Origin of the sequence: Acidovorax sp. LjRoot74, from assembly GCF_964254355.1 — a bacterium.
Taxonomy (GTDB): Bacteria; Pseudomonadota; Gammaproteobacteria; order Burkholderiales; family Burkholderiaceae_C; genus Acidovorax.
Map to the genome: position 1 here is coordinate 1 of NZ_CAXUTI020000002.1, position 26,917 is coordinate 26,917.

The 26,917-nt window shown below is 58.3% G+C and carries 30 protein-coding genes; 22 read left to right on the plus strand and 8 right to left on the minus strand.

What is annotated here, in order from left to right; all coding sequences use genetic code 11:
* Positions 1-377: 377 nt before the first annotated feature.
* From ACSQ3O_RS26875 to ACSQ3O_RS26945, 15 genes are all read left to right on the plus strand, one after another.
* Positions 378-821, plus strand: a complete 444-nt coding sequence (locus ACSQ3O_RS26875; RefSeq protein WP_436141182.1) for a hypothetical protein — start codon at positions 378-380, stop codon at positions 819-821.
* A 48-nt stretch (positions 822-869) separates the two neighbouring features.
* Positions 870-1,307, plus strand: a complete 438-nt coding sequence (ssb, locus tag ACSQ3O_RS26880) for a single-stranded DNA-binding protein (protein ID WP_436141183.1) — start codon at positions 870-872, stop codon at positions 1,305-1,307.
* 121 nt (positions 1,308-1,428) lie between these two features.
* Positions 1,429-2,193, plus strand: coding sequence for a ParA family protein (locus ACSQ3O_RS26885; protein WP_348707401.1), 765 nt, complete (start codon positions 1,429-1,431; stop codon positions 2,191-2,193).
* A 119-nt stretch (positions 2,194-2,312) separates the two neighbouring features.
* Positions 2,313-3,401, plus strand: a complete 1,089-nt coding sequence (locus ACSQ3O_RS26890) for a ParB/RepB/Spo0J family partition protein (protein WP_436141184.1) — start codon at positions 2,313-2,315, stop codon at positions 3,399-3,401.
* 77 nt (positions 3,402-3,478) lie between these two features.
* Positions 3,479-3,898 (plus strand): TrfB-related DNA-binding protein, encoded by a 420-nt coding sequence (locus ACSQ3O_RS26895; protein ID WP_348707397.1) that lies wholly within the window; start codon positions 3,479-3,481, stop codon positions 3,896-3,898.
* A gap of 84 nt (positions 3,899-3,982) precedes the next feature.
* Positions 3,983-5,023, plus strand: a complete 1,041-nt coding sequence (locus tag ACSQ3O_RS26900; RefSeq protein WP_436141185.1) for a replication protein RepA — start codon at positions 3,983-3,985, stop codon at positions 5,021-5,023.
* 1,153 nt (positions 5,024-6,176) lie between these two features.
* Positions 6,177-6,680: a toll/interleukin-1 receptor domain-containing protein gene (locus tag ACSQ3O_RS26905; protein WP_436141186.1), complete on the plus strand. Its 504-nt coding sequence runs from the start codon at positions 6,177-6,179 to the stop codon at positions 6,678-6,680.
* Positions 6,681-6,691: 11 nt separating this feature from the next.
* A complete protein-coding gene (locus tag ACSQ3O_RS26910; protein ID WP_436141187.1) occupies positions 6,692-7,828 on the plus strand; it encodes a toll/interleukin-1 receptor domain-containing protein in 1,137 nt (378 codons plus the stop codon).
* Between the two features lie 2 nt (positions 7,829-7,830).
* Positions 7,831-8,460 (plus strand): hypothetical protein, encoded by a 630-nt coding sequence (locus ACSQ3O_RS26915; RefSeq protein WP_436141188.1) that lies wholly within the window; start codon positions 7,831-7,833, stop codon positions 8,458-8,460.
* Positions 8,435-8,914, plus strand: coding sequence for a TIR domain-containing protein (locus ACSQ3O_RS26920; RefSeq protein WP_436141189.1), 480 nt, complete (start codon positions 8,435-8,437; stop codon positions 8,912-8,914). The genes ACSQ3O_RS26915 and ACSQ3O_RS26920 overlap by 26 nt, the downstream gene beginning before the upstream one ends.
* Positions 8,915-8,933: 19 nt before the next feature.
* Positions 8,934-9,344 (plus strand): hypothetical protein, encoded by a 411-nt coding sequence (locus ACSQ3O_RS26925; protein ID WP_436141190.1) that lies wholly within the window; start codon positions 8,934-8,936, stop codon positions 9,342-9,344.
* Positions 9,345-9,526: 182 nt separating this feature from the next.
* On the plus strand, positions 9,527-10,114 hold the full coding sequence (locus ACSQ3O_RS26930; protein WP_436141191.1) for a TIR domain-containing protein: 588 nt from the start codon (positions 9,527-9,529) through the stop codon (positions 10,112-10,114).
* Between the two features lie 1,055 nt (positions 10,115-11,169).
* Complete coding sequence (locus ACSQ3O_RS26935; RefSeq protein WP_436141192.1) at positions 11,170-11,469, plus strand: type II toxin-antitoxin system MqsR family toxin; 300 nt, start codon at positions 11,170-11,172, stop codon at positions 11,467-11,469.
* 2 nt (positions 11,470-11,471) lie between these two features.
* Positions 11,472-11,873 carry a type II toxin-antitoxin system MqsA family antitoxin gene (locus ACSQ3O_RS26940; RefSeq protein ID WP_291329356.1) on the plus strand — a complete coding sequence of 134 codons (402 nt, stop codon included), beginning with the start codon at positions 11,472-11,474 and terminating at the stop codon, positions 11,871-11,873.
* Positions 11,874-11,969: 96 nt separating this feature from the next.
* Positions 11,970-12,899 carry a DNA-binding protein gene (locus tag ACSQ3O_RS26945; RefSeq protein ID WP_436141193.1) on the plus strand — a complete coding sequence of 310 codons (930 nt, stop codon included), beginning with the start codon at positions 11,970-11,972 and terminating at the stop codon, positions 12,897-12,899.
* On the opposite strand, the gene ACSQ3O_RS26950 is transcribed toward ACSQ3O_RS26945, so the two are convergent.
* From ACSQ3O_RS26950 to ACSQ3O_RS26960, 3 genes are all read right to left on the minus strand, one after another.
* Positions 12,896-13,690 (minus strand): hypothetical protein, encoded by a 795-nt coding sequence (locus ACSQ3O_RS26950; RefSeq protein ID WP_436141194.1) that lies wholly within the window; start codon positions 13,688-13,690, stop codon positions 12,896-12,898. The genes ACSQ3O_RS26945 and ACSQ3O_RS26950 overlap by 4 nt on opposite strands.
* A 1-nt stretch (position 13,691) precedes the next feature.
* Positions 13,692-14,195, minus strand: coding sequence for a glycine zipper 2TM domain-containing protein (locus ACSQ3O_RS26955; protein ID WP_436141195.1), 504 nt, complete (start codon positions 14,193-14,195; stop codon positions 13,692-13,694).
* A gap of 263 nt (positions 14,196-14,458) precedes the next feature.
* Positions 14,459-15,568 carry an IS5 family transposase gene (locus ACSQ3O_RS26960; RefSeq protein ID WP_436138591.1) on the minus strand — a complete coding sequence of 370 codons (1,110 nt, stop codon included), beginning with the start codon at positions 15,566-15,568 and terminating at the stop codon, positions 14,459-14,461.
* Between the two features lie 178 nt (positions 15,569-15,746).
* Between ACSQ3O_RS26960 and ACSQ3O_RS26965 the strand changes: the two genes are divergently transcribed.
* From ACSQ3O_RS26965 to ACSQ3O_RS26980, 4 genes are all read left to right on the plus strand, one after another.
* Positions 15,747-16,826: an IS630 family transposase gene (locus tag ACSQ3O_RS26965; RefSeq protein WP_436140287.1), complete on the plus strand. Its 1,080-nt coding sequence runs from the start codon at positions 15,747-15,749 to the stop codon at positions 16,824-16,826.
* Positions 16,827-17,628: 802 nt separating this feature from the next.
* On the plus strand, positions 17,629-18,456 hold the full coding sequence (locus ACSQ3O_RS26970) for a DUF932 domain-containing protein (RefSeq protein ID WP_436141196.1): 828 nt from the start codon (positions 17,629-17,631) through the stop codon (positions 18,454-18,456).
* Positions 18,457-18,534: 78 nt separating this feature from the next.
* Positions 18,535-18,801: a hypothetical protein gene (locus tag ACSQ3O_RS26975; protein ID WP_436141197.1), complete on the plus strand. Its 267-nt coding sequence runs from the start codon at positions 18,535-18,537 to the stop codon at positions 18,799-18,801.
* 582 nt (positions 18,802-19,383) lie between these two features.
* Positions 19,384-19,674 carry a hypothetical protein gene (locus ACSQ3O_RS26980; RefSeq protein ID WP_436141198.1) on the plus strand — a complete coding sequence of 97 codons (291 nt, stop codon included), beginning with the start codon at positions 19,384-19,386 and terminating at the stop codon, positions 19,672-19,674.
* A 184-nt stretch (positions 19,675-19,858) separates the two neighbouring features.
* On the opposite strand, the gene ACSQ3O_RS26985 is transcribed toward ACSQ3O_RS26980, so the two are convergent.
* From ACSQ3O_RS26985 to ACSQ3O_RS26995, 3 genes are read right to left on the minus strand one after another with little or no spacing between them, the layout of a single operon-like run.
* Positions 19,859-20,329 carry a hypothetical protein gene (locus tag ACSQ3O_RS26985; protein WP_436141199.1) on the minus strand — a complete coding sequence of 157 codons (471 nt, stop codon included), beginning with the start codon at positions 20,327-20,329 and terminating at the stop codon, positions 19,859-19,861.
* Positions 20,326-21,033 carry a StbB family protein gene (stbB, locus tag ACSQ3O_RS26990; RefSeq protein ID WP_436141200.1) on the minus strand — a complete coding sequence of 236 codons (708 nt, stop codon included), beginning with the start codon at positions 21,031-21,033 and terminating at the stop codon, positions 20,326-20,328. The genes ACSQ3O_RS26985 and stbB overlap by 4 nt, the downstream gene beginning before the upstream one ends.
* A complete protein-coding gene (locus ACSQ3O_RS26995) occupies positions 21,030-21,461 on the minus strand; it encodes a hypothetical protein (RefSeq protein ID WP_436141201.1) in 432 nt (143 codons plus the stop codon). Before ACSQ3O_RS26995 ends, stbB begins: the two co-directional genes overlap by 4 nt.
* Before the next feature lie 245 nt (positions 21,462-21,706).
* Here ACSQ3O_RS26995 and mobC point away from each other — a divergent pair, with 245 nt between their 5' ends.
* The 3 genes from mobC to ACSQ3O_RS27010 are packed head-to-tail and all read left to right on the plus strand — an operon-like array spanning position 21,707 to position 24,321.
* Positions 21,707-22,354 carry a plasmid mobilization relaxosome protein MobC gene (gene mobC / locus ACSQ3O_RS27000; protein ID WP_436141202.1) on the plus strand — a complete coding sequence of 216 codons (648 nt, stop codon included), beginning with the start codon at positions 21,707-21,709 and terminating at the stop codon, positions 22,352-22,354.
* Positions 22,338-23,825, plus strand: a complete 1,488-nt coding sequence (locus tag ACSQ3O_RS27005; protein WP_436141203.1) for a relaxase/mobilization nuclease domain-containing protein — start codon at positions 22,338-22,340, stop codon at positions 23,823-23,825. The genes mobC and ACSQ3O_RS27005 overlap by 17 nt, the downstream gene beginning before the upstream one ends.
* Complete coding sequence (locus ACSQ3O_RS27010; protein ID WP_436141204.1) at positions 23,797-24,321, plus strand: thermonuclease family protein; 525 nt, start codon at positions 23,797-23,799, stop codon at positions 24,319-24,321. Before ACSQ3O_RS27005 ends, ACSQ3O_RS27010 begins: the two co-directional genes overlap by 29 nt.
* A gap of 234 nt (positions 24,322-24,555) precedes the next feature.
* On the opposite strand, the gene istB is transcribed toward ACSQ3O_RS27010, so the two are convergent.
* A complete protein-coding gene (gene istB / locus ACSQ3O_RS27015; protein ID WP_066690515.1) occupies positions 24,556-25,383 on the minus strand; it encodes an IS21-like element helper ATPase IstB in 828 nt (275 codons plus the stop codon).
* On the minus strand, positions 25,376-26,899 hold the full coding sequence (gene istA / locus ACSQ3O_RS27020; protein WP_436141205.1) for an IS21 family transposase: 1,524 nt from the start codon (positions 26,897-26,899) through the stop codon (positions 25,376-25,378). Before istA ends, istB begins: the two co-directional genes overlap by 8 nt.
* Positions 26,900-26,917: the final 18 nt, after the last annotated feature.

Genomic DNA, 26,917 nt, shown 5'->3' on the forward strand with positions numbered 1-26,917 from the left:
ACCAAACAAATACGTGAGCCCTTGTGGGGGAAATTTCGCGTCCGCGAAATTGAACAGCCCTGTTGATCAGTGCGCGAAGGGGTGCCGGTGGGTGCTGGAGCTGGTGGGGCGCGGGAGGCCCTGGCTGTGTGCTGCGGCTGCTGGTTTACGCCGCGCTGCTGCTACATGGGGTGTCCCCCATACCCCCGAAGACCTAGCGGGCGGGGTGGCGTGTGATGAAGAACTCCCGGAATCGGGCAATTGGCTTTACAAACTAATACATAATGACAACCTATAAAGGTTGACGTTATTAATGATGCGATTATAATCTATACCATGGCGAACGAAGAAATCACCATGTACAAGAAACCTAGTCAAGCCATCGAAAAGGGACTCTTATGACGAACCAAGCGATTTCCGTCAATGACCAAGCGCAACCCATCGCACGTTTTATGGGGTGGCCACAGTGGGTCTCGCTTCAATCTTTGATAAGCGGCAGCGAAGAAAGTGAATTTTTTCAGAGGGTTGCGGCGGACCTCGCGCAACGCATCGAAGCCATGCCGGTGATTGGCGGGCAGGAGGATTCCGATGCTGCACAGACGGTGTACCTGCACTACTTCCTGGGTGCGTCTGATGTGTGGGTGCTGGAGAAAGACGTTGGCGGGGGTGTCGAGCAAGTGTTTGCTTTCGCCCTCTTGAACGCTGACTACCAGATGGCCGAACTGGGCTATGTCGATCTGTCGGAGCTGCTGCTGTTGGGCTTCGAGCTGGACTTTCATTTTTCACCCAAGCCGCTTGCCGAGGTGCGCGAGAGCGTGCGCAAACGGGCGGGCTTGTTCTGAATTTCAACCCGGCCCGGTATCGGGCCATCACGCAACGGAGTAGGAAAAATGGCCTCTTTGAACAAAGTAATGCTGATGGGCAACATCGGAAACGCGCCCGAGTGCCGCACGATGCCCAACGGCGATCCGGTGGCGCACTTTCGCCTTGCGACCACCGAGGGTTGGACGGATCGAAGCACGCAGGAGCGAAAGGAGCACACCGAATGGCACAGCATCGTGTGCTACCGGCAGCAAGCCGACTTTGTGCGTGAGTACCTGGGCAAAGGTCGTCAGATCTATGTCGAGGGCTTCTTGCGCACGCGCAAATGGACGGACAAGCAAGGCATCGAACGCTACAGCACGGAGATCCGCGCCGATGCTGTCCAGCCGCTTGGCGCTCGCCCAGAGGGCGCAGGGGGCGGTTCTCGCCAGCCGCAAGGCCAAGGAAACGAGCCGCAACCGGTGGGCGCCCTGCCCCAGGAGATGGATGACGATTTGCCATACTGAGTGTGAGGGCGGAAATTTCGCGGAGGCGAAAATCTGTCTTGACAACCTAAAAAGGTTGCGAACTGTGGTACACCGCCCTACCCTCTCTGCAAAACTTATAAATTAATTAGTCGAGCCGAACATGAAAATTCTTGCGATTGCGAATCAGAAAGGCGGCGTAGGCAAGAGCACGTTGACCGTGCACCTGGCCTATGCCGCCATCGAGGCGGGGTTGCGTGTGCTGCTGGTGGATATGGACAAGCAAGGCAGTTTGTCCCTGAGCTTCCCGGCTGGCGATGACGCAGAACCTGGCTTATTGGCTTCCCGGTTGTACGACGCTGCAGCGCCGCAGGAGGGGCCGGAGTACATCACCGACCGGCTGGCGATCATCCGCGCCGATAACGCCCTCCTCTCCATCGACAAGGCCGAAAACGAAGTGATCCGCCGCCCTGGCCCTGCCCTGCGGCAGTTTGCAGGCGACTTTGATTTGTGCCTGCTGGATACGCCGCCTTTGCTGGGCGTGCGTCTCATGGCTTCGCTGGCCGCTGCTGACTATGTGGTGACGCCGGTTTCCGTTGGCTTGTATGAGCTGGCGGGCGTGGCCGACTTGCTGCAGACGATTCACATCGTCCGCACGCAGGGGTTCAATCCGCGTCTTCGTCACATCGGCATTCTGCCGGTCAAAACGAACAACCGCAGCACCGAGGAACGCGAGGGACTTGCATCGCTTCGCGCCCAGTACGGGGCCGCGATCTTGCCCGAGGTGCTGCCCGAGCGCGCGCCGGTTCGCAAAGCAATTGCGCTGCGCCGCCCTGTGTGGGTTGCCACCAGGGGCGACGGACATTTGAAGGCTGCGCAGGAGTGGCGCGCGGCTTGTGCATCAATTTTGGGGAGGATGGGGAAATGAACGCCAAGACGTTGACGAGCAAAAAAATGGGGCAGGGCGCTCCAGCGGCCGTAGCAGCGAAGAAGGCCCCGATGAAGGCCAAGGCAGCGGGTTCCAATGCCTTCGCAGGGGCTGGCCTCATGCTGGGCGCAGGCGGCGCGATGGGCACGGGCATTGATGCATTGTTTGGTGATGCAGAAATGCCGGAGTTTGCGGTGAACCTCGATGACGTGGAAATCATCGGTCAGGTACGCGAAGAATTCGAGGACGACGAGCAAGGATTGTCGGAGTTGGGGGTAAGCCTGGCCAAGATGCAGATTCAGGCCATTTTCCTGCGCGTCATGCCCGCAGGACACCCCAAGCCGTTCCGGCTGGTGGCCGGTGAACGGCGCGTGCGCGCTGCGCGCTTGCAAGGCCTGGCCACGCTGCGCGCAAAGGCCAAGGAGCTGACCGACGAAGAAGCGGAGGATCTGCAGTTTGCGGAGAACACCCACCGCAAGAACCTCACCCAAATCGAGGAAGCCCGCAAGATTCAGCGTGACCTGGATACGTTGGGTTCGGTCGAAGCGGTCTTGGAACGCCACAACAAAGGCCGCCCCTGGCTGTCCAAAATGCTTTCGCTGCTGCACCTGCCGGAGCAGGCAAAACGGCTGGTCAATGAGTCCATCAGCGCCGACGCCGAAGTGATTTCCACCGTGCGCCAAGTGGAGAAGGTCAACCCCGCCAAGGCGAAAGAATTGGTGGACGATTTGAAGAAGACGCGGGGCAAGGAAGATGCCCGCGCCAAGGCGCTGGCTGTGCGCGACGAGGTCAAGCCCAAGGCACCCAAGGCAGGGAAGAAGGGCGCAGAGAAGGGCGCCAATACGACGGTTGCCCAAAAGGACATGCGAACGCGCGACATGCTGGCCAGCGGCTCGTCAGGCGTCGATGTTCCTAGCCTGCTGGTGGACATTTACGAGCGTCTGGCAGTTCAGGGACAGCGGCCCGAAGAAGTTTTGTCCGACCTGCAACCCGAAGAGCAAAGCGCCTGCATCGCCGCGCTGCGCACGCCGTTCGAGCAGGCGCGCAAAGCCGAGAACGCCGGGAAGCATGTATTTGCAGGCCTGCGCGAAGGGCGGTTTGCGACTGAGGGCGCCGGGGCGCTGCTGCTGGCAGCGTGCATGTGCGGCCTGGAAGGCTCGTTCAACAGCGAGTTCCGCTTGGATGATGTTCTGTCGGTGATTGTTTGAAGTGATGCGCCGCCCGACGGGGCGGCGCATACAAGGGGATTCGAGTTGTTCTATTTTTGGTCTACGTGGGGTGATTTATGACGCATGGCGAATTTGTTCCTGTGTCTGTCCCAGAGTTTGAAGCGCTGCAGCACTTGCTGAAAGACAGCTTGAGTGCCGACCGCATTGCGGCAGCGCGCCTAGTGATGTTGGATAGCTACTCCAACCAGGAAGCTGCAGATCAGTTTGGCGTGACCCGGCAGGCGGTTTGGAAGACGGTGCAACGGATGCGCGACACCCTCGACCGCTACAAAGAGGCCCGCGTAATCGAAGAAACAGGAATTGAACGCAGCTTGCCGCGTGGGTGGAGGCGTGCGACCATTACCGCGCCTGCTGCAATTGTTGAGCGCAGCCAGGCCGACGCAGAGGCTGCACACCAGGCGCGTTTGAACCAGGTGGCAGAGGCGGGGGCGGCATTGCTTGCGACGGCATATCGGCGCCGGAGCACCGACCGATGACCCATAAAAAAAGCCCGGCAGGTTATGCCGGGCTGTAAGTAGTCAAGCCAGTGCATTTGCAACGGCAGAAAATTATAACTTTCCATGGCGGCAAAGAAGCAAGAAACGATCATCGACTATAGGGCAGGGCACGTGCCGGAGTGGGTGCGCCGCGCTATTGATGAGCAATTCGCCATCGAGGCGGAAGACGCACGGCAGGCCGGAACCCTTGGGTACATGACCCGCGCCCTGGTGCTCGCCACGATGCCCTACAAAGACCCCAAGGCGGACGTTTTTACGCGCGTCAACGGCGACTTCAAATTGCGCATCCTGGCGGGCTACGAAGGCGGAATCCCTTATGGGATCTACCCGCGCTTGCTTATGTCATGGGTGGCTACCGAGGCGGTGCGCAACCAATCGCCGGTCATCGAGCTGGGCGACTCCTTGCGCCAGTTCCTGCGAGACGTTTTAGAGTTGCGCGCGGGCGGCGGCGAGCGTGGAACGTCCACCCGCGTTGCCGAGCAGATGAAGCGCCTTTTTGGTTCGCTCATTACCGCGCAGATGACACGCGGAGCTGCTGGCGATCCTGGCTTCGTTTTGCGCAATGTGCTGATCGCTGACGGCCTGCACTTGGAGAATGAAGAAGCATTCGACCTTGATACGCCTGTCGATGGCGACGAGCGCGCCATTTGGGTTCCGCAGCATGAGCGCGACGCAGGGAAATGGAAGTCGGGCGTCAGGCTCAGCGCCCCATTTTTTAATGAGCTGATCGAGCACCCCATTCCCATTGATTTGCGGGCATACAAGGCGCTGCGGGGTTCGCCGCTGGCGATGGACATTTATTCCTGGCTCACCTACCGAATGAGCTACACGGACAGACCGACAAGGCCGATCCGGTGGGAATCCTTGATGGGCCAATTTGGTTCCTCGTTCAACACCAACAACATCGACCAGGCTTCCAGAGACTTCAAGAAAGGGTTCTTGAAGGCATTGAAGGCCGTGCAGATCGTTTACCCACTTGCGCGGCTCAAGGTCGAGGACAACGGCCTTGTCCTGCTCCCGTCGCCCCCACACGTTGCCCCTGTACGCAAGAAAAAGGGGAGTAGAAGCGGGGACAGTGACGATGGACAGAACTCGCTCTTCTGAATTTCGCGTCCGCGAAATTTTGGGTTGCACTAGGCGGACAGCGCACCGGTCCGGTGGCAACGTCGGCTATAAATGTGAACAGGGTCAATGAATCCTTGAACGCTTTGGATCCGGGATGACCGCTTTGCAGCGTTATGCACAGTGCTCTGTTATGAGTAGCCCGGTGGGTGCTCGTGCGAGATCTCCCTGGTGCGGGGTGCGTGCATGCGCTACGAGGCTATCCATAGTTTCGTCATGCTCAGAGGCGCCAAATGCGATGAATCCTTGCTGAGGCTGCGCACCGCGGCTTCATCTCCAGCCGTGCGGCGAACTGTTCCAATCCCTGGAGTTTGATTGGCCGCTGTCGAGGGAAGACCCATCACAAACAGGCGAAGGCGGTTGGGGCGGTGTGCCATCGTCATCACGTCGGCGGCTACCGTGTGACAAGACTATTTGCCCTCGATCTCGCCTCGTCGGGAATCAAACGTTATGTGCAGCGCGTCCTCGTCCTCGTCCTTGACGCCGGCAACGCCAGCGTTCATGCGGCCTGCAGCCTGACGGCGTCGGAGTCCTGCATATAACTGGGACCTGTGCATAACGCTGCTTATGGAGAGCTTTCCATAAGCAGCGATTGCTGCCCGTCGGGCTGATAGCCACGAAGGTCAGGTCTCTGCCAAGAGCGAAAGCTTACCAGCGGCTGCATTAGGGCGCCCCGGTGGGTGGCAGTGTGTCCTGCGGACTTCACACGGCACCCTCCAACTTCCGCTTTCAACGAAAATTGACGCAATCGACCGATCACTTCTTTATGAAGACGCACTCGTAGCTCAGTACGGGGGGTGACTTCCCGCCGTTGCCCTGCATCCCAGCTTGCATGCGTGCTTGACCTACGACCGCGACTGAGCGGCTTGCGATGGTCTGGGCGGCAGCCTCGCAGGTCGTCTTGGAAGTGAAACCGCCCAGAGTAGACAGCGATACGTCGCGGATTTCACCAGGCGTGTCGCTAGTGATGTTTAGTGCCAAGACTAGGACCTACTCACCCATTCCAGCTCCCCGTTGGTGTTATTGACGGCCATTCTGGCCTAGCTGAGCCGCGTACTCCCCGGCGAAGGTGCCTCCGCATTGACTACCTGCAAACATTTCGTTACCGTGCGTGCAGGGATGGGACAACAAACTAATGGCAATTGATCAATCTGAACTGCTGCGAGCCGGTCAACGGCGGCCGCTTCGCAAATCGCAAATTCGTGTCGGCTTGCAAAAGACGGCCTTCCTGTGCCACAGCCACCGTGACGACAAGTTCGCCGAAGGGCTGCAGGCACTGCTTGCAGAACAGGGTGTCGAGCTGTACATCGACTGGAAAGACGCGTCGATGCCGCCCGAGCCCAATCGAGAAACGGCGTCACGGATCCAGCACCGTATCAAGACGTGCGACTGGTTCCTGTTTCTTGCCACCGCCAACTCCATGGCTTCGCGCTGGTGTCCGTGGGAGTTGGGCTATGCCGATGGCCAAAAGCAGCCTGACCGTATTGCCATCGTTCAGACATCCGATTCCACGACCACACACGGCAACGAGTACATGCAGCTATACCGCCGCGTCGACACGTCCAGCGCCGGTGAATTGCTCTGGGTGCCGGCGGGCAGCAACCAGGGGCAGTTCGTGCGCACTGTGCCGTTCCTATGACGGTGCGGTCCATGGCGCTCTACCAATGCCTTCTACTAGGGTCACCGACCGACCCGCAGACCTCTGCCTTTTCGGCAACGTTTGACGAATGCCTCGGCTTGTTTGGCCTGCTGCGCGGGCGCGACTACACGATTGACCGCGGCATCGCCGCCGACTTCAGCGATACGACAGCCACGGTGGCCGTCTTCTTCGGTGCTGACGGCGCTGAGTACCCTGAAGCGGCCCTGCTGACCAAGTTGGGAGTGCCCGTGGTGCCCATCGTCAGCGCAGCCGCCCACGTCAGAGCCGAGTTGCCAGTGGAGTTGCGCAGCATCAATGCGATGTTCCATGACCCCACTGATGCCGGCCTGCGCCGGGTCGTCACGGCTGCCTTGCAGTGTCTAGGCTTGCTGCCGGCCCAGCGGCGTGTCTTCGTCAGCTATCGCCGCGAGGAGTCGGCCGACGTCGCCCTGCAGCTCTACGAGACGCTGTCCGCGCGTCATTTCGATGTGTTCTTGGACACGCACTCGGTCTCTGTGGCCGCCGACTTCCAGGCCGCGCTCTGGCATCGGCTGTGCGATTCCGATGTGCTGGTCATGCTCGATACCGCGGGCTACTTCACCAGCCGGTGGACCACGACCGAGTGGGGTCGGGCCATCGCCAAGCACATCTCCATGTTGCAGTTGGTCTGGCCCGGCCACACGCCCGTGCGCGAGTCGCACTTGGCCACGTCCAAGAAGTTGACCGACGCCAACTTCAACGGCACGCGCCTCACGCCGGGGGTGGTCGCGGATGTCGCACTGGAGCTCGAGCGCATACGAAGCGTCAGCGTGGCGCTGCGGCACTCCAACATGGTCGGTACGCTGCGCACCGCGATCCAGGACCTGGGCGGCAGCGTCGAAGGCGTAGGCCAGAAGCGCTCCGTCATCCTAAAGCTGCCTTCCGGCAACCCGCTAGTGGCCTACCCGGTTGTTGGCGTGCCGACGTCGGTCGACGTCCACAACTGCATTGACCTGAGCGACTCGCGTGCCGCGGCCGTGGTCTACGATCACCTCGGCATCAGCGAGGAATGGCGGCGCCACCTGGACTGGCTCGCCTCCCATGTCGGTGCCGTCAAATGGCTGCGAAGCCGCGAGGCGGATTGGCAGTTGGCCGACATCGAGCAGTAGCCGTGGGCGCGATCTTTCTATCCGCTAGCGTGCCGACGCGCGAACCGTACAGCTCGGACTGCCGGCCACAGGAGATCCAGGCCGCCGTCAACGCGCTGGCGCAGGTGGTGCTGGGGCGCAAGAAGCTAGTTTGGGGCGGCCATCCGGCCATCACGCCGCTGCTGTGGTCGGCGGCCCAGGCAGTGGGCGTCGAGTACACGGTGGCGGTGGAGCTGTTCCAGTCGAAGTTGTTCCAGAAGGTGCTGCCAGAAGATAACAAGAACTTCGCGAACGTGAAGCTGATCGACGCTGTCGGCGAGGACGTTGAAGCCAGCCTGCTCGCGATGCGCAAGGCTATGTTCACGTCCGTCGAATTCGAGGCGGCCGTCTTCATAGGCGGCATGCATGGCATCCTGGACGAGCACAAGCTGTTTACGAGTTACTGGCCCAACGCAGCGTGCATCCCCATCGCCCTAACTGGCGGCGCGACCGTGCATCTCGCTCGAGACCTGAATTACCTGCCACCCGACGATTTGGCGCCACTGGATTTCGTGGCGCTGCTCTATCGCGGCTTGGGCATCCGGCCCAGCCAAAGGCGAGAAGCCCGTGTAGACCAAGGAGGAGACCATGGCACGAGTTCCGGTGTTCTATAGCTTTCACTTCGACAACGATGTCATGCGGGTGCAACAGATCCGGCAGATGGGCATGATCGACGGCGACGAGCCCGTGTCCCCAAACGACTGGGAGACGGTCAAGCGCCGCGGTTCGGCGGCCGTCGAGCGTTGGATTGATGACAACATGAAATACAAGCGCTGCGTGGTCGTGCTGATCGGCACCGAGACCCATGCGCGGCCCTGGATTCAGCATGAAATCCGCAAGGCCTGGGCGGATAACCGCGGCCTGCTGGGTATCCACATCCACCACCTGAACTGCCCCCGACAGGGCACCTGTTCCAAGGGCACGAACCCATTTGACCAGTTCACTTTTCGTGACGGCAACAACATCGTGCGGCCGCCGGTCTATGACCCGCCCGCCTACGGCACCTACAACCACGTCAAGGACCACCTGGCGGCGTGGGTCGATGACGCCATCGCCCGCCGCCGGTAGGCCCGCCAAGCACTGCGCCATGTCCGACATCTCTAACAAACACAAGCACCTCGAGTTCATCCAGGCGTCGATCAGCCGGATGTCGGGCAACCTATTCTTGCTCAAGGGTTGGAGCGTCACGCTCATCGCTGCTCTCTTCGCCCTGGCAGCCAAGGACACCAACAAGGCTTACATCGTCGTGGCCTATTTCCCGCTGTTCATCTTCTGGTTCTTGGACGGCTACTTCCTCTCGATGGAGAGGCGCTTCCGGTCGCTGTACGAGCACGTGCGGCAGCTCAAGGAGGAAGACATCGACTTCTCGATGAACACCGAGCCGTACAAAAGCGACCCGCGAAATCAATGGATCTCGACATTGTTTTCCCGGACCTTGTTCCCGTACTACGTCACTTTGGCCCTCCTGATGATTCTGCTGTCGCTTTTCTTGCACTAGGTGACGCAGACCGGGACACCCCACTGAGCCTACCGACAAACCAGTTTTGACGAAAGAAATATGGCTCGCAAAGTATTCTTCAGCTTCAGATATGACGATCGCGCGATCAATGTCGCCGGCCAGCCGCCGGCAGTTCAGCAGATCACCGTAATCCGGGCACTTATCGGACTTCAGGGGATGTGATGGCAGCGCGTCATTTCACAAAGACGGAAGCGCGGGCTGCGGCTCAGGGCGCAACTCGACAGTTCTCTGCGCGGTCAGCAGGACAAATTCTGGAATCCGCGCGCACCAATACGCGCGATTCCGAGGCGTTCGACATCTTTCTGTCTCACGCGATTGCTGACGCTGAGTTGGTTCTCGGCGTTAAGCAACTGTTAGAGCAGCAGGGGGCCACAGTTTACGTGGACTGGAGCCACGACCGGCAGCTTGATAGATCGAAGGTCAACGCCGAGACAGCGGCGCTGCTCCGTCAGAGGATGAGGCAGTCGAAGTCCCTGATCTACCTAGCGACCGACGCGGCGACCACATCGAAATGGATGCCCTGGGAGCTCGGATTTTTTGATGGATATCGATCTGGCGGCGTGGCCATTATGCCCCTGCTGGACAGAGAGACCGATCGCTTTGCTGGTCAGGAATATCTAGGCCTTTATCCCAGGGTGACCAAGGACAACTACCAAAACTCGGCTGTCTCGGATGTGTTTGTCGAGGGCCTTGGTCGCTGGACGACCCTCAAGTCGTTCCGAGCTGGAACCCCCAATTGGCAAAGCTAAACCCATCCCTAAACGGATTTTCAGACCAAAGGAGAGTCAGATGGCACGACGTCGCCAGCGACGCATGTCCCAAGTTTTGCTGCGCAATCTCAATGGGCATCTCACCGGCAATCGCATGGCTTGCATGGGAGTGCCGCATCCAATGGGTACATGTTGATGAACTCGGGTGTGATGAAGAACTCCCGCCAACGTCATTTTTAGGCCTCAAACGTGTGATGAAGAACTCCCGCCGTTTGATGAACAACTCCCGGCGCACAGGGGATGCACCGCTACAAATTTGATGAAGAACTCCCGCGCCACGGACTGTTGATAAGGCTGTGCATATTTTGTGGAAAACATTGTGCAAAAGAAAAGTTATGCACGCTGAACAACTCCCGCGCCATTTCTTCAATGAAATCAACAGCTTAAGTTGTTTCGGCGGAGTTATGCACGCTGAACAACTCCCGCAAATGTGATGAACAACTCCCGCGAAGGCGCCAATCAAACTGACCTAAGCTCATGTCACGATTGAAGAAATCACGTTTTTCGGACTCGCACCCTGTATTCCTTTCCTATAGTAATTAACCAATAGGAAAAGACACCGCCTCTAGGGGCTTCGCCCCGCCGGCTCCTACGCGCTACGCGCTTCGCCCGCGCCTACGGCGCTCCCCACCCGGCACCCCAGGGCTTCGCCCTCGGCCTACGGCCTCACCCATTTAATAGGCCCCCAGAGGGGGCTGAACACGACGCCCCCAGCGGTCCCCGCCGCGCCTAGGGCGCTCCCAGGCGTGGGGCTTGCAGCCCCCCGACCCCCTGGGGGCTTCGCCCCCCTGTGCGCCATTCGGCACACGGCTCCCCCCAAATTGAAACCAAAAACGGGGGTCGCTCAGCCCTTGAAGAGTTGACTGAGCGCCCCAGAACGCGGGAGAGGGTACTCAATTTCAGCGGCGAAGGGGTAGGGCAGGGTGGCATACCTGCGGGGCTTAAATTGGCTCCTGTGGCCTCGATGCCGAAACCGCAAAGCTCTCCGCCATTAACCTAATTGACAAATTAACGTTTTAGGTTAAAATGGCGTTATGGAAAAAGGCACCCCGCACTGCAATCTGCCAGTCGTCAAAGCCTTGATTGAGGCTGGCCAAGTCAGGGCCACAGCTAGCGCATTTAATGGCGCGCGCGAACTGGGCATTTGCGACTTGACCGGCATGTGTGCCGTTGTCTTGGCGCTTACACCAAGCGACTTTTACAAGAGTATGACGACCCATGCCGATCATCGTATCTGGCAAGACGTGTACCGCGCCGAGACGGCGAACGGCGAGGTGTACCTAAAGCTGACCGTCATTGATGACGTGTTGATCGTTTCTTTCAAGGAGCTATGACCATGAAATGCCCATGCTGCGGCGCGGCGGAACTGATCCACGACACGCGCGACATGCCCTACACCTACAAGGGTGAAAACACCACCATTCCAGCGGTGACGGGTGACTTTTGTCCGGCTTGTGGTGAAGTCGTCTTGAACCGTGAGCATGGCGACCGTTACAGCGAAATGGTCGGCCTGTTTCAGCGTCAAGTGAATTCCGCCTACGTCGATCCCGACTACATCGCCAAGGTTCGTAGAAAACTCGACCTTGACCAGCGGCAGGCCGCCGAACTCTTTGGCGGCGGCATCAATGCGTTCTCGCGCTATGAGAACGGGAAAACTAAGCCGCCCCTGTCCTTGGTCAAACTGTTCAAGCTGTTGGATCGTCACCCCGACTTGCTCAACGAGGTTAAAACCGCCTGATCTTTTTAGGCACTTTGACGATATCGTATCGTTTTCGTATTGAATAACATATCGTATTGATACATAATACAGATACGACAATACGAAAGGCGTATCATGGCCCGCATAGGTGTTACTTCTGAGCAGGTGTCAGCGGTTGCTGACGCGCTGATTGGCGAAGGAAAACAGGCGACGATCCGCGCTGTGCGCGAGCGGTTGGGCGACCGGGGGAGCCCGAACACAATCCAAAAACATTTGTCGGCCTGGCGGGATGCCCGGCCCATGTCGGCGGCTGCAGCGCTTGAGCTTCCTCAGACGCTGGCCGCTGCTATCGCTGCGGAGATTGGCCGCGCGGCAGCGCAGGCGCGGGCTGAAATTGAAGGGCGCTTGGTGGAGGTGCAAACCGAAGCTGCGGATCTTGCTATGACTGGCGAGTCTCTGGAGGACGAGCGGGATTCGCTTATCTCCCAGATGGCCGTATTGACGACTGAGCGTGACACCTTGGCGGGCAAAGCGGCGCAGCAGGCTGCAGACCTGGTTGAATTGACTGGGCGCGTCGAGCGCGAACAGCAGGCGGCAGAAGCGGCCCGCGTAGAGTTGGCCACGGCCCGGCTCAGGGCTGAGGGGCTGACGGAAAGACACGCTGCACAAGGGAAAGAGGTCGAGCAATTGCGCGCGGCGGTCGAGGACGAACGCAAGGGCCGTATTGCCGCCGAGCAAGCGGCCGCGGTGCTGGCGGCGCGTTTGGAAGCGTCTGCGGAGCTGGTGGTTCGCGCCGAAACACGCGCGGAGCTGGCAGAGCGTCAGGCCGATCAAGTCACGCAAGACGTGCGCAAGGCGCACGCCGAGCGTGAGGATGCGCGCAACCTGGCAAGCCAGGCGAGAGAGCAGGGCGCTCGTCTGTCGGGCCAGGTGGACGTGCTGCAGGCCGAGAGCAAGCGCAGGGACGCCGTGGAGGCTGCGCAACACGCAGAAAATGAACGGCTGCGCGTTGAGCTGGAGGCGCTTCGCGCCAGGGTTCCAGGCGACTCCGGCAAGGGTCGCTAACGCTCTAGCTCGCTTGCTTTCGGCTGTGCCGTGTTGTCGGCGTACCGGGCGTTGTTCTGGATGCGCTCAAGAATGATCGAGCGCTCTCTGTCACTGAAATTTCCCTGATTCAAATGGCTGCTGATCGCAGCCATTTGTTCTTGTGGGGTGGCGAGCCGGAATTGATCCGTGTCGCTCGTGGGGAAAATCTGATGCTGCCGCGTGTTCTCCCGCAACCCATGGGCTACATGTTCGACCACTTGAGCAAGGCCCCATGCTTGCAGCGGCTCGCTCTGCTCTACGACTGATTTTTGCCAAGCGTGGTCGAATGCTTTCGCGTTGTATTGGCCGCCGCCCCTGGCGTGAATGGTTTCAGCCATGAGGCTGAAAATCTCTTCGGCTTGTTCGCTCTTGCTCAGATGGGGATAGGCGTCCTCGACGGCTTTCCAGTACGAATCCCGTAAAGCGCCGGGATGCTTCTTGGATTCAATGAGCGCGTCGATCAACCCTCGTTTTTCTGCACCTGAGAAAGTATTGATGCCGGAATGTCCAATTCCTTCGTGGGCGAGGGTGGCCGCAATTTCCGATTTGTCATCGTGGGCGGCAAGGGCCAGGGCAATGGTGCGGGTGCTTCTGGAGTAGGCGCCGAGCTTTCCCGCCCAGGCCTGGACGACTCTCTCGGTGTTGGGTCCGTAGTGGTCATGAAAATCCTTCTTGTTTTCAAGCAAGACATACTTGACTTGGGAGAGCCCTGTGTATTCGCGCTTGAAGTCCTCAAGTGCTTCTGAGGCCTCTTGGCGGCTTACAGGCATCCTAGTTTGGGACGATATTCACCCGAACTTTGATTGTGTCTCCTGTCGGCGGGCGGTTGCGGTATTCGGTGAACGTCCGGCCGGCGTACTCGTAGGTGATGGTGTAGCCGGTGGCGCGTCGTTGTCCTGCGTTGTTGTAGCCGTTCCCATAACCTTCACTCGTTTGGTAGCACCGTTGCTGCGGTTGGCGGTTTCGGCCTTCAACATAGTGCCCGGCCATTGCGCCTGTTGCAGCGCCCACGGCAGCTCCTGCGATACGTCCATTGCCTTTCCCGACCTGACTGCCAACAAGACCGCCAGCCAGGGCGCCGATTGCGGTTCCAGCTCCATATTCGTTTGATGGCGTTTGCTGGACAGGTTCGCAGACGGTGCGGGTTCCAGAATTTGAAGAATTTCCGCTGTAGCGTTCCTGCACATCGAGCACCCGTGCGTGGTCTTCAAAACTTGCTGCCTGGAGGCTGGTGGCGGCAACTGTGACCAGGGCGAAGATTAATGAGCTTTTCATTCTGAGACTATTTAAGAAAGAAAATAGTTTATAGACTTACTCGCTTTGCAGGTAATACAGGAGGTTTAGTTTGTAAATGAATGAAATATTATTATTCAGTGATATTTTGCACGACTTAGCAGGCTGCTGAAATACTCCCCTTGCCCACGAGTATCTTCCTCGACCCTCGCGCATTTCTCGCGCCAGTTTTCCGTATCTTGAAATTCAGCGCTCCATACTGGCGCTTTTTACCCTCGCACGCCCGATTTTTTGCCCTTTTGCCCTCATGCCTGCCCCTGCAGGCGGATTTGCCCCAGGCTGCGCAATCGCGTGAGGTTGTAGCCCGCCATCGTCAGCACAAACATCTGGTCCACTTTTTTGATCCCGCGCACCAGCACCTGACGCATGTGCCCCACCGTCTTGGCCCAGCCAAAGCCTTGTTCGATCAGCTTTCTCTTTTGCTGCGAGATGGCGTAGCCTTCGCTGTCTGCAATCGCGTCAGTAACTGCCGACTGGCGCCCCGACTTGTTCTGCGCTACATGGGGCAGCACGTTCATCTCCTGCAGGGCTTCGATGAATTCCTTGGCGTCGTAGCCTTTGTCTGCCCCCAGGGTGATGGTGATGGGTTCATCGCCGGGCAGCGCCTGGCGGGCATCGTTGATCATGGCCTTGGCCGCTTCACGTTCTGCATACCCGTCAGCCTGGGTGACCACGGCACTGACCACCAGGCCGTGGCGGTTGTCGGTGAGTGTGTGGCCCATGAAGCGCAACTCGCTGGCCGTCTTGCCCTTGCGGTACAGCCTTGCATCCCCATCCGTAGTGGATTCATGGGTGTCGTTGCTGCGCTTTTGGTCTTTGAAGTTGCCCGCGTTGGCGTTGCCGTCATCGTCCGTGCGGTCTTTGCGCACGAAGCTCTTGTGGCCCGCCCAGGCCTGGATCAGGGTGCCATCCACGCTGAAGTGCTCGCCCGAGAGCAGTTCCTGCTCCTGGGCTTGTTGCACGATCTGGTTGAAGAACTCGATGACGGCATCGTGCTCGATCAGGCGCTCCCGGTTCTTGCTGAACACGGTAGGAACCCAGACTGCGTCGTCCATGGCCAGGCCGATGAACCAGCGAAACAGCAGGTTGTATTGGGTCTGCTCCATGAGTTGGCGTTCTGAGCGCACGCTGTAGAGCACTTGAATGAGCATGGCCCGCAGCAGCTTCTCGGGGGCAATGCTGGGACGCCCGCCTTTGATGTCGGCCGCGTACATCTGACCAAACAGGTTGTCCATGTTCGCCAGGGCCTTGTTGACCATCACGCGGATCATGCGCAGGGGGTGATCAAGGGGCACGAAGTCATCGAGGTGGCGCATGGTGAACAGGCTCTCGGTGAAGGTGTCGGCTCCGCGCATGGATGGCTCTTTCTTCTATCTCATCGGTGGGGTGTGCCTCGATTGTCCTGGCAAGGCGGCAGCTGGGCAGTGACGTTGGGGAGTATTTCAGCAGCCTGCTAGTGTGGTGTCTCAAAAATAAATTGAATTATTTTGAGTCATGGCTATCGAAGTGGTTTCCGTATAGGAGACTACGCCGATGGCCCACCCCGGACGCCCCGCCACGAAGCTGCAGATCACCGACGCTGAGCGCGCAGAGCTCAAGGCCCGGTTGCGCGTGCGCAAAGCGCCTGAAGACGAGAAGTTGCGCATGCGAATCGTGCTGGGCTGCGCGGATGGGGAGTCGGGCACTGTGATTGCCCAGCGCTTGCATACGACGGTGCAAACCGTCTCCAAATGGCGGCGGCGCTACCAGGCGTACCGTCTGGCTGGTTTGACCGATGCGCCGCGCGCAGGCCGCCCGCGCAGCGTGGGCGACGAGCAGATTCAGCTAATCGTGGATAAGGTTCGCCAGAGCACACCTGACAATGCCACGCACTGGAGCGTGCGCCAGATGAGCCGGCAAACGGGCGTATCACCAGCGACGGTGCAGCGCATCTGGCATGCGTTTGGTCTGAAGCCGCACCTGCAGGAAACCTTCAAGCTGTCCACTGACCCTCATTTCGTTGACAAGGTGCGTGATGTTGTGGGGCTGTATATGGCGCCGCCTGATCGTGCCCTTGTGCTGTGCGTGGACGAGAAGAGCCAGATCCAGGCTCTTGATCGCACACAGCCTGGTCTACCACTGACCTTCGGCAAGCCGACCACGCGCACGCACGACTACAAACGCCATGGGACAACCTCCCTGTTCGCAGCGCTGGATGTGGCCACTGGCAAGGTGATTGGGCAACTCAAGCGCCGTCACCGCAGCGTGGAATTCCTGCAGTTCCTCAAAGTCATCAATGCGGCGGTACCAGGCGAACAAGATATCCATCTGATCATGGACAACTACGGTACGCACAAGACGCAGGCAGTACGCGCCTGGCTAGCCGCCCATCCCCGCTATTACGTTCACTTCACGCCGACCTCCGCGTCGTGGCTCAATCTGGTCGAGCGCTTCTTCAGTCAGATCAGCGAGAGGTGGATCAAGCGTAGCGCCCACACCAGCATCGGCGAGTTGGAGCAAGCCATACGGCAATACATTGATCGCCACAACCAGGATCCAAAGCCATTTGTTTGGCACAAAAGTGCCGACACTATCTTGGCATCTGTCGCTCGTGCCGCGAATGCAATTATTTGATGCTTACTTCTGAGACACCACACTAGCTCAATGAACTTTGTGTGTTGCAGAGATATGTGAAATCCTTCTGAGGCATTTTCCCCCCTGCGGTTGAAAAACCGGATGCCCTCGCCCCGTTGGGGCTTTGCGCCGCTCGCCTCACCCGGCTCGATCCCGCTGGGATTGCCTGCGGGTACGGCTCCAGGCCACCTTGCCCGCTATTGGGGGAAGTGCTGCGCACATCCCCCTGCCGCTGGGGCTTCCCCCTTGAAAGACAGCCAAGACGGCCGCAAGCGTCCGACTTGCCCCCGACCGGGCCATGGTGCCCCGAAGCGCGCACGCCTTGCGTGCGGGTTGTCCGGTAGGGGCCGGTGCGGAGCACTGCCGTGCTTCTTGCACGGCACCCCGCAAGCCCGGACAAGGGTATGGCCCGGCGTACCTGCCAAACAAATACGTGAGCCCTTGTGATGGGGAAATTTCGCGTCCGCGAAATTGAACAACCCTGTTGATCAGTGCGCGAAGGGGTGCCGGTGGGGTGCTGGAGCTGGTGGGACGCGGGAGGCCCTGGCTGTGTGCTGCGGCTGCTGGTTTACGCCGCGCTGCGGCTACATGGGGTGTTCCCCATACCCCCAAAGACCTGGCGGGCGGGGTGGCGTGTGATGAAGAACTCCCGGAATCGGGCAGTTGTCTTTACAAACTAATACACAATGACAACCTAAAAAGGTTGACATTATTAATGGTGCGATTATAATTTATACCATGGTGAACGAAGAAATCACCATATACAAGAAACCTAGTCAAGCCATTAATTGAGGTATTAATCATGCAACTCGCAAGCCGTTTTTCCCGTGGTTCTACTGTCGCCCGCGCTGACCGCGCCTTGTCCAACGATGAGATCTGCGCTGCTGCGCCTTCGATCTTTGCCGATGCAGCCCATGAAAGCCGCTCTGCCCGCTACACCTACATTCCAACCATTGATGTCCTCGATGGCCTGCGCCGCGAGGGCTTCGCGCCATTCATGGCGTGTCAGACCCGTGTGCGCAGCGAGGGCAAGCGGGAACATACAAAACACATGCTGCGCCTGCGCCATGCAGAGCAAATTACGGGCAAAGAGGCCAACGAAATCATTCTGCTGAACTCTCACGATGGCACGAGCAGCTATCAAATGCTTGCCGGAATGTTCCGCTTTGTATGTCAAAACGGGCTGGTGTGCGGGGAAATATCGAGTGATATTCGCGTCCGCCACAATGGGAACGTGGTCGGTGAAGTGATCGAGGGCGCTTTCAAGGTGCTGGACAGCTTCGAGCAAATTTCCCAACAGCGCGAGGCCATGCAGGGCGTTACGCTCAATCCTGGCGAACAATCGGCATTTGCTCATGCCGCCCTTAGTTTGAAGTACGACGAAGGGGAGGGCGCAGCGCCCGTTACCGAGGCGCAAATTCTCACGCCGCGCCGTTTTGAAGATCGCCGTGATGACATGTGGGGCACGTTCAACCGTGTCCAAGAAAACTTGCTGAAAGGTGGATTGCGCGGGCGCAGCAAGATTGGACGATCCACCACGACGCGCCAGGTCAACGGAATTGACCAGAGCGTGAAACTGAATCGGGCGTTGTGGATTCTCGCTGAAGAAATGCGAAAACTAAAATCTTAACAAAATGAAATAGGGACATTGCCCCTATTTCATTTTTAATGATCCCTTGACATAATATCTTATGTCTTAGGGATCATGATGTTAAAAACAATCAGCATTATTTTTCGGGTAATTATATTTTACGTATTGCTTTGGATTCGCGTGCCGGTTGCGTTGATTCTGCAAGCTGTAACCTCGTTGTCCGCAATGGCGTTCATGGTGATGCTTCTTGTTCGTGGATGGTCAAACGCGCTGGATGTATTTTGGCCGCTGCTTGCTTTTTCGTTTGGTGCTTTTGTTCTGCGTTGGGTTTATGACGGAATCTTGATGCTTGTTTCGCCGGAAGAGCTATTTTTGGATATTTGAAATGGCGTGTTGCACTGACTTGGCCCGCGCTACTGCGGGTCTTTTTTTGGGCCGTTCATATGTCGCCCTCCAGGCGATGGCAAGGTTGGCCGCTCTTGAGGGACGTGCTTCGCACACCCCCCGCCGCTGGGCATCCCCCCATAATTCAGGACAATCGCCGATGGCCGTTCGACCTGGGCAATCCCGCGCGTATCAAAAGCAACGCGCAGCCAAGTGAGATTTCGCGGAGGCGAAATTGAACCCTCTTGTTAATCAGTGCGCGAAGGGGTGCGGGTAGGTTCTGGAGTTGGTGGGGCGCGGGAGGCACTGACTGTGTGCTGCGGCTGCTGGTTTACGCCGCGCTGCGGCTACATGGGGTGCCCCCATACCCCCGAAGACCTGGCGGGCGGGGTGGCGTGTGATGAAGAACTCCCGGAATCGGGCAATTGGCTTTACAAACCAATGCAAAATGACAATCTAAAAAGGTTGACATGATTAATGGTGCTATTATAATCTACAGTGAACTTAGAAAATGATGGAAGCGCGTTATATGTATTGTGACTATTAATTTCGACGACGAAAACGACAAACAAAGGAAACAAGATGAGTAGTCATCATGATTGGGTGGATCAGACCGTAAAGCTACACAATGCAACTAAGCCCTTCGCGCCAGAAAATGGCCGCTGCTTGCGGTTTGCTGTTGGCGACAAAGTGATCTATACCAATCCTGCAGGGCTTAAATTCCGGTTCAGCATTACCGGCCATTACGGGCCTGCCAACCCTTGCAGCCTATATGCGCAGGGTGCGCGCTATCTGGTGAATTCAAACTCGCCCTGGTTGCCGGTGATGGAGTCGCAACTGCAGCCGGATGAAGGCCCAATGCTTTCTCACTGAGAGACAACCAAGGCGGGAGCAAGCGCCTTCCTTGTTCCCGACCGGGCCATGGTGCCCCGAAGCGCGCACGCCTTGCGTGCGCGTTGTCCGGTAGGGGCCGGTGCGGAGCACTGCCGAGCGCAAAGCGCACGGCACCCCGGAAGCCCGGACAAGGGTATGGCCCGGCGTGCCGACGAAACAAGATTTAGAGCTTGCCCGCGAAGAACAAGAGCATGACCACTAGGGAGGCTCCTGCGAGGCCACCCAGCGCTGATTCCGTGAGCCGCTGCCAGTAGGGCAGCGGCTTGAACTGCAGCGCAAGCCCGCGCAGCCGCTGGGCCAGTCTGTCGGCTTCGTCCATGGTGCTGGTGCGCCAGGCTTGGCGGGCAGCTTCTTGCATGGCTGCCGCAGCCTCGGCGCGGGTTTGCGTCACGACTTCATGGGCGTGCCGCTCTACGGCCTCGCGGACCTGGGTGGTGGCAGCTTCGCTGAATTGCGTCACCGCCCCCTTGAATTTGTCGGCCGCATCGAGCAGCGCCGCCGCGCTGGCTTCATGGCTGGATTCCTGCCCTTGGATCGTCCTGGCCACGTTTTCAAGCCGGAGCACCAGGTCATCAACTTCGCCCAGCACCTGGGCCGCAACGGCTTCCCGTACTGTGCTGGCCCGCCCGTTCATCTTGTAATCGCCTTGAATACTTGATCAAGGTTTTCATTCGCCGTCACAGACAGGCGCTTGAGGGCGACCATTTGAACGCAATGTTCCTTTTCGGCCTGTTCTGTGGCTTCGCGCAATTTCTGGCGGTAATCGGTGGGATCTTCCAGCAAGTCGCCCAGGGCCTTGCCGTGGGATTTGAGCCGCTCGAAAACCTCGTTCGTGCGAATGGTTGCAGCGTCCGACACGATGCAAGCCTTTTCGCCCGATGCCAGACCATAGATGCTGGGAAATTCTTCGGAGGGTGATTCTTCAACATCGAGCTTATTAAAGACGATGCGTATTTTCTTAGCCGGAATATTCAGCGCTCGAAGCGCTCGCACGGTGTTAACCGTATCTGCCTGAACTTTTTTCTCCTTCACGGTAGGAACGACAAAAATATCAATTTCCTCGTGCGAACCGTCATATTGCTGCATCATCTTCATGAAGTCTTCGACGTTCGACGCTCCAACGTCAATGACCGCATCGTCCAGCATCATGATGGCATCAATCATTGAGCCAAATTTCTTGCCTCGCAACTTCTCCACCTCGACGCCGGAGGCATCCGCCCCTGCATTGATGGACTCGACAGAATAAATCCGCGCATTCGGCATTCTTGTTTTTAACAAATGTGCGGCAATCGTGGTCTTGCCCACATTGCCACTGAAATTCATAACCGCAATTTTCACGTCGAACCTTTCTTTGTTTTTGCCAAATGAATTTTGGCCAGACTTTCCAAGTCTGGAGTGCTATTTATTATCGCATCAATAGATCGAGGATCAGAGCGATTAAAACCGTGCAGATTGTCTACAGGTTCAGCCTCCGGAAGAGGGCGCGCGCTTGGGATCAGGCTTGCAGGAGAAGGATGATGGGTTAAAGCGGCTTTGCGTCTTCGGTTGCGTTCTCTATAAAGATATTCATTAAATGCTGCCGCTGACAAAGTGATGCCATGAGCATTTAGGATTTCGATGACGCGGCTTCGCGGTGCGCCGCTTTGCAATGCGCGTTCAATTCCATCGAACTGCGCACGAAAGATCGCCGCTTTTGTCTTGCTTGCGTAGTCATCGGCCAGAGCTGCCAGGGCTGCGCTGGGGTCTGTCGGTACTGGCTTCGTCATCGTGTCATCTTACCCATTCGTTGATAAAGAGTTGATGAGAAAAGAAAGATTGCATGTAATTGATTGTTTACGGTTCATCAAATGTTTTCGCGTCCGCGAAATTGATGAGGTTACGTTGAGATGCGTAGTTAACTCGTTGAGGAATGCCGCAGAGGGTGGAGTAGAGTGGTGGGGTTGTTTAGTGAAGGCAGGATACGCGCAAGCGCCGGTAAATGTTTACAATGCTCCACCTTCCACCATTTCCAATGTCGGAATCCACCCCATCCATCCCCCTGCGGCAGTCGAAAAAGCAGCCCGAGGCATCCGAGCCCGCCGTCTCTGCTCCTATCGTTGCAGCTCGCGTTCTTGCCGCCGAACGTGAAGAGTTCTATGCACTTGCTGCGGCGTCCAACAAGAAGCCTGGGACGTTGTTGCGCGAGTTGATCCAGGCGCATATTTCCGTGGCAGGGAAGGAAATTGACCGAGCAACACAGGTCCCGAGAATTCGACACTCTGGCGATCCCGAGCTGGAACGTTTGGAATTCCGGCTGCCAAAATTTCTTAAAGAAGAAGTAAAAAAGCGTGCAGAACTAGAAGGCATGAAATCCGCGCAGTGGGTTTCCTCTCTAGTGCAATCCTCGCTTATGACGACACCGGTTCTGACAGACCAGGAAGTCGAGGTTGTGAGCTGGGCGAACCGCGAATTAGCCGCCGTTGGGAGAAACTTAAACCAAATCGCACGCAGTATGAATAGGGCTGAACTAATAGGTGAAAGTTTTACTAAGGACGAAGTTTTAACCCTTGAGGGAATAAATCAAGTCAATGCTAACGTCCGGAAATTGCGCGACATGATGTTGAGGCTCGTTGCGGCCCGGCATAGAGCATGGGGGGTAGTTGATGACTCAACTACTTGAAAATCTAATTCAAGAAACTGGAAAACCTGGCAAAGTCAAAACCAAAGGCAACAGCGCCAGGGCATTAAAGGCGAGTCCTGTAAGCAAGCACAAGAAAAAAGCCGCAAGCGTTGCAGCGGGTTCGTCGGAGGTGATGGTCAAAATCTCCAGTTATGGGAAGGGCGGGGCGCACGTCAAGGCGCACTTGATGTATATAAGCCGTCACTCCATGGCAGGCGCCGAAAAAGTAGCCCTTGAGAATGACAAAGGGCAGTTATTTGATAATATTGATGACGTTAAAGAATTATACGAACATTGGAGTAAAGAGATTGATGTAAATAAATCCCCCGGTAAGGGCGTTAATCAGCGCGATACGATGCACATGGTTCTTTCCATGCCTGGCAAAGCTGATCCACTCGCATTGCGGGGTGCAGTACGGGCATTCGCTGCTGACAATTTTGGTGCCAATCATGAGTATGTTTTTGCTCTTCATACTGATACCGATAACGACCACTGCCATCTAGTTGTCAAATGTCGTGGCTTCGATGGGCGACAGGTGCGTACTTCCCCGGAGCGCTTGCAGCACTGGCGTGAAAGCTTTGCAGAGCGCTTGCGTGAGCGGGGGATTGATGCCGAGGCCACGCCGCGCCCGGTTCGAGGCGTCGTGCGCCGACCTGAAAAGCAGGTGCTGCGACATATTGACGATCCGGCTCCCGAGGGGAGGGCGCCGCGCCAGTCGCGCGTGATGCGGTCACGGATCGAGGAAGCCGAGGCGGCGCTCCAGGCGGAAGCTGGGGGACGACGACCCGACGTGACAGCGTGGGAGGGTGCCGCGCGGGCGTGGCAAGGGAAGACCAAGGCCGAATGGCTTGGCGTAGCCAAAGACCTGCGAAACCGGCCTACCGCCCTGAAAACGAAAGATGGAAAGGAACTGACTAATGAGCCAATTAACTACAGTCGAATCGACCGCCTTGGTGCCCGAACTGGACAACTCAGAGCGGCAGCAATTGCCGGCATCGCACGTGACGGAAAGCCGGGCGGAGGCAATGCGTCAGCCGATCTACATAAGCCCGGTGATAGAGAGTTTGGCGCCCGAGGCCAGGCCCTCGCCGTCCCCGGCTTGCGAGACATGCCCGCTGGCAATGTGGTACGCGACCAAAGAGGCGCTGCGGTGTTTTTGCGGGCGAACTCACGGCATCGTTTGGACGATGGAAGATCCGCCGATATTGAAATGCGACGGGCGGGATCTCGCGTTGCTACAGATGCAGGCAGCGGAAGGCCATTGAGCTTGGCCGAGCGCAATCTCGACTTGGCCAAGCGGATTGAGGCTTTCGTGGCCCGGTTGCCCGAGCCCTTGACTGCGCGCCAGGCCCTCCAGCGGCAATTACGCGCGAAGGCGGAAGCCGGGCGCACTGTTCAACACGATGGGCAAAGTCAACAGCCGAAGGCTCAAGGTATCCCGAATGACAAAGACAAAGGTCGAAGCCGTTAAGGCCGCTCGTGTGTGGTGCCTTGCGGCCCTGTTGGCGTTTGCTGGCTTGTCACATGCCGACCTGGTGGGTCCAGTGGTAGCAATCCAGGACGGTGACACCATCGACGTGCTGGTGAACCGTCAGCCGGTGCGTGTGCGTCTGGCCCAAATTGATGCACCCGAGAAGCGGCAAGCCTTCGGCACGCGATCCAGGCAGGCGCTCGCCGAGCTGGTGTTTCGCCAGTCGGTCCGTGTGGCCGAGACAGGGCGTGATCGTTATGGCCGAGTCATCGGCACTGTCTATCTCGGGAACGTGGACGTGAACGCGCAAATGGTGCGCGAAGGCATGGCTTGGGTCTATCGCCAGTATGCGAAAGACCGTGGGCTCTACGAATTGGAAAGGCAGGCCCAGGCCAGCAGGCGCGGCTTATGGGTTGATCCTGAGCCAGTGCCACCATGGGAGTACCGACGCGACAAACGTGAGCGTTCGTTAGCTGCAAAACGTCAGGCTCAATGAACGAATGTGGTGGCGAGTTCAGCCGGGCTGTGCTGGTCCGGCATCAAACAGCTCCACGGTGGCGAGCCGCAGCAGCGTACTTGCTTCCTCCACGGTTCCCGCCAACCAAGTGTCCACATCGCCCGCTGTTGGCGCCACTTGAATTCTGACCCACCCTGCCGATCCAATATTGACCCAGGGCGGATTGCTGAATTTGGAATCAGCAACTGTGGATAAGTGTAGCCAGTAGCCCGTTTAGAACGGTTCGTCTGGCTCTGCTGATGCCGGTGCAGTTATGCTGCCTTTGCGTGCACTCTCTCTGGCCTTGATGCGTGACTTCGCCGCCAGGGTGCTGTGGCGGAAGCGGTGGGACTCATTTCCGGTCTCCACGATATGGCAGTGATGGGTCAAACGGTCCAGGAGCGCTGTGGTCATCTTGGCGTCCCCGAACACCGCCGACCATTCCGAGAAGCTCAGGTTGGTCGTGATCACCACGCTGGTGTGCTCGTACAGCTTGGAGAGCAGATGGAACAGCAGGGCGCCACCGGCCTGGCTGAAGGGCAGGTACCCCAGCTCATCCAGAATCACCAGGTCCAGGCGCGACAGCGCCAGTGCGATGCGCCCAGCCTTGCCCTCGCGCTTCTCCTTCTCCAGTTCGTTGACCAGATCCACCGTGGAATAGAAGCGCACCCGCTTGCCCTTGGCTGCAATGCCCGCCACTCCGATGGCTGTGGCCAGGTGCGTCTTGCCCGTGCCCGGCCCACCAATGAGCACCACGTTCTGTGCCGTCTCGGTGAACTCCAGCGTACTCAGTTGCTTGACCAACTTGTGGTCTATCTTGGAGGCCTCGAAGTCAAAGCCTGCCAGGTCCCGGTGTAGCGGGAACTTGGCCGCCTTCATCTGGTGGCGCACCGAGGCAAAGGCCCGCTGTGCGTGCTCTGCCTGCAGCAGGTGCTCAATCAACCAGCGCGAGGTCTGTATGCCCACATCACTGCTTTGTCCCTCTGCAGTGGTCAACTCGACCCAGGCGCCGGCCATGCCGTTCAGGCGGAGTTCCTTGAATTGAGCAGCAATATCACGCATGGCTCACGCCCTCCATGGCGTCGCCACGCAGGCTGTCGTAGCGCCCGGTGTTGGCCAGTGGTGCCTCCTTGAGATCCAGGGTGCTCTCTATGTTGGGAGGAGGCTCTGGCGCATCAAGCCGAGCCAATACGTTGAGAACGTGCTCGGTGCTGAGCGCGCCCGATTCGATCACCAACTCCGCCGCCACCAGCACCGCTTCCAGTCCGTGGCTGGACACGCAGTTGAGCACCTGCGCCATGGTCTTTTCACCGCCCTCATGGCGCATCAAGCCTTGTCGCAATCGCTGCAAAGGCGTCGGCATGTCTGCAAAGGGCGCGCCATTTCTCAGGGCACCAGACTTGCGCTGAATCAGCGCAATGTAGTGCTGCCAGTCGTAGCAGATGTGGCCCCGGTTGGGCAGCCTCTCGTGCCGTGCCACGATCATTTCGTCGCTGGCGATCTCCACCCGGCCGGGGTACAGCCGGGTGCTCACGCGCTGGCCTGCCAATTCGCACGGCACCGAGTAGCGGTTGCGCGCCACCGCCACCAGGCAAGTGCTCGACACCTTGGCTGAGCGCTCCACATAGCCATCAAAGGCTGTCGGCATGGGCATCAGTTCCGCGCGCTCCTGCTCCAGCATCTCGGCCACGCTGAACGCCTTGTACTCTGGGTGGCGCACCTCCTCCCACAGACTGCGGCAGCGTGCGCCCAGCCAAACATTGAGCTCGGCAAAGCTGCCAAACTTCTGCTGCTGCGCCTCCAGCCAGATGCGCCTGCGGCTGTCCTGCACGTTCTTCTCCACCACGCCTTTCTCCCAGCCGCTGGCTACGTTGCAGAAGTCGGCATCGAATAGGTAATGTGCGCACATCACGGCAAAGCGTGCGTTGACGATGCGGCCCTTGCCACCTTGTCCGCCTTTGCCGCGCGGGACCTTGTCCACGGCCGTCTTCATGTTGTCGTAAATACCCCGGCGAGCCACGCCACCGAGCGCCGCAAAGGAACGGGTGTGGGCGTCAAACAGCATCTCGTGACCCTGGCTGGGGTAGGCCACCAGCCAGAATGCGCGGCTGGCGCACAGCTTCATGTGCGACACCTGCATGCGGTGGTAGATACCGCCCACCACCAAGCCCTCTTCGCTCCAGTCGAACTGGAACGCCTCGCCCATCTCGAACTTCAGTGGCACGAACGCCCGGGCGTCCTTGCCAGCGTCGACGCGCCAGGCCCGGATAAAGTCCGTGACGCGGGTGTACCCACCCTCATATCCGCTGGTCTTGATTTGCGCAAACAAGGCGCGTGCCGTGCGACGGTTCTGCTTGGGTCGATGCGCATCGGCCTTGAGCGACTGCTCCAGTTCGGCCACATACGCATTGAGCTTGTTGAAGCCCGCCGTGCGGCTGTAGACGGGCTCCTTCACCTCCTCTGGCTTCCTCAGCCAGCTTCGCACCGTGTTGCGCGATAGGCCCGTGCGCTTGGCTATCTCATGCAACGACACCTTGTCGCGCATGTACATCCGTCGAATTCTTCCCAACATTTCCATAGTGATCACCTTGCATTT

Bases quoted from the DNA above. Each gene is read 5' to 3' on its own strand.
- ACSQ3O_RS26955 (WP_436141195.1), bottom strand. From the start codon at position 14,195: ATGAAAAGCTCATTAATCTTCGCCCTGGTCACAGTTGCCGCCACCAGC.
- ACSQ3O_RS26920 (WP_436141189.1), top strand. From the start codon at position 8,435: ATGGCACGAGTTCCGGTGTTCTATAGCTTTCACTTCGACAACGATGTC.
- ACSQ3O_RS27010 (WP_436141204.1), top strand. From the start codon at position 23,797: ATGACAAAGACAAAGGTCGAAGCCGTTAAGGCCGCTCGTGTGTGGTGC.
- ACSQ3O_RS26945 (WP_436141193.1), top strand. From the start codon at position 11,970: ATGGCCCGCATAGGTGTTACTTCTGAGCAGGTGTCAGCGGTTGCTGAC.
- ACSQ3O_RS26965 (WP_436140287.1), top strand. From the start codon at position 15,747: ATGGCCCACCCCGGACGCCCCGCCACGAAGCTGCAGATCACCGACGCT.
- ACSQ3O_RS26885 (WP_348707401.1), top strand. From the start codon at position 1,429: ATGAAAATTCTTGCGATTGCGAATCAGAAAGGCGGCGTAGGCAAGAGC.
- ACSQ3O_RS26905 (WP_436141186.1), top strand. From the start codon at position 6,177: ATGGCAATTGATCAATCTGAACTGCTGCGAGCCGGTCAACGGCGGCCG.
- istB (WP_066690515.1), bottom strand. From the start codon at position 25,383: ATGCGTGATATTGCTGCTCAATTCAAGGAACTCCGCCTGAACGGCATG.
- ACSQ3O_RS26940 (WP_291329356.1), top strand. From the start codon at position 11,472: ATGAAATGCCCATGCTGCGGCGCGGCGGAACTGATCCACGACACGCGC.
- istA (WP_436141205.1), bottom strand. From the start codon at position 26,899: ATGGAAATGTTGGGAAGAATTCGACGGATGTACATGCGCGACAAGGTG.
- ACSQ3O_RS26960 (WP_436138591.1), bottom strand. From the start codon at position 15,568: ATGCGCGGAGCCGACACCTTCACCGAGAGCCTGTTCACCATGCGCCAC.
- ACSQ3O_RS26970 (WP_436141196.1), top strand. From the start codon at position 17,629: ATGCAACTCGCAAGCCGTTTTTCCCGTGGTTCTACTGTCGCCCGCGCT.
- ACSQ3O_RS27005 (WP_436141203.1), top strand. From the start codon at position 22,338: ATGACTCAACTACTTGAAAATCTAATTCAAGAAACTGGAAAACCTGGC.
- ACSQ3O_RS26900 (WP_436141185.1), top strand. From the start codon at position 3,983: ATGGCGGCAAAGAAGCAAGAAACGATCATCGACTATAGGGCAGGGCAC.
- ACSQ3O_RS26910 (WP_436141187.1), top strand. From the start codon at position 6,692: ATGGCGCTCTACCAATGCCTTCTACTAGGGTCACCGACCGACCCGCAG.
- ACSQ3O_RS26890 (WP_436141184.1), top strand. From the start codon at position 2,313: ATGCTGGGCGCAGGCGGCGCGATGGGCACGGGCATTGATGCATTGTTT.
- ACSQ3O_RS26950 (WP_436141194.1), bottom strand. From the start codon at position 13,690: ATGCCTGTAAGCCGCCAAGAGGCCTCAGAAGCACTTGAGGACTTCAAG.
- ACSQ3O_RS26975 (WP_436141197.1), top strand. From the start codon at position 18,535: ATGTTAAAAACAATCAGCATTATTTTTCGGGTAATTATATTTTACGTA.
- ACSQ3O_RS26985 (WP_436141199.1), bottom strand. From the start codon at position 20,329: ATGAACGGGCGGGCCAGCACAGTACGGGAAGCCGTTGCGGCCCAGGTG.
- ssb (WP_436141183.1), top strand. From the start codon at position 870: ATGGCCTCTTTGAACAAAGTAATGCTGATGGGCAACATCGGAAACGCG.
- mobC (WP_436141202.1), top strand. From the start codon at position 21,707: ATGTCGGAATCCACCCCATCCATCCCCCTGCGGCAGTCGAAAAAGCAG.
- ACSQ3O_RS26925 (WP_436141190.1), top strand. From the start codon at position 8,934: ATGTCCGACATCTCTAACAAACACAAGCACCTCGAGTTCATCCAGGCG.
- ACSQ3O_RS26895 (WP_348707397.1), top strand. From the start codon at position 3,479: ATGACGCATGGCGAATTTGTTCCTGTGTCTGTCCCAGAGTTTGAAGCG.
- ACSQ3O_RS26930 (WP_436141191.1), top strand. From the start codon at position 9,527: ATGGCAGCGCGTCATTTCACAAAGACGGAAGCGCGGGCTGCGGCTCAG.
- ACSQ3O_RS26935 (WP_436141192.1), top strand. From the start codon at position 11,170: ATGGAAAAAGGCACCCCGCACTGCAATCTGCCAGTCGTCAAAGCCTTG.
- ACSQ3O_RS26980 (WP_436141198.1), top strand. From the start codon at position 19,384: ATGAGTAGTCATCATGATTGGGTGGATCAGACCGTAAAGCTACACAAT.
- ACSQ3O_RS26875 (WP_436141182.1), top strand. From the start codon at position 378: ATGACGAACCAAGCGATTTCCGTCAATGACCAAGCGCAACCCATCGCA.
- ACSQ3O_RS26995 (WP_436141201.1), bottom strand. From the start codon at position 21,461: ATGACGAAGCCAGTACCGACAGACCCCAGCGCAGCCCTGGCAGCTCTG.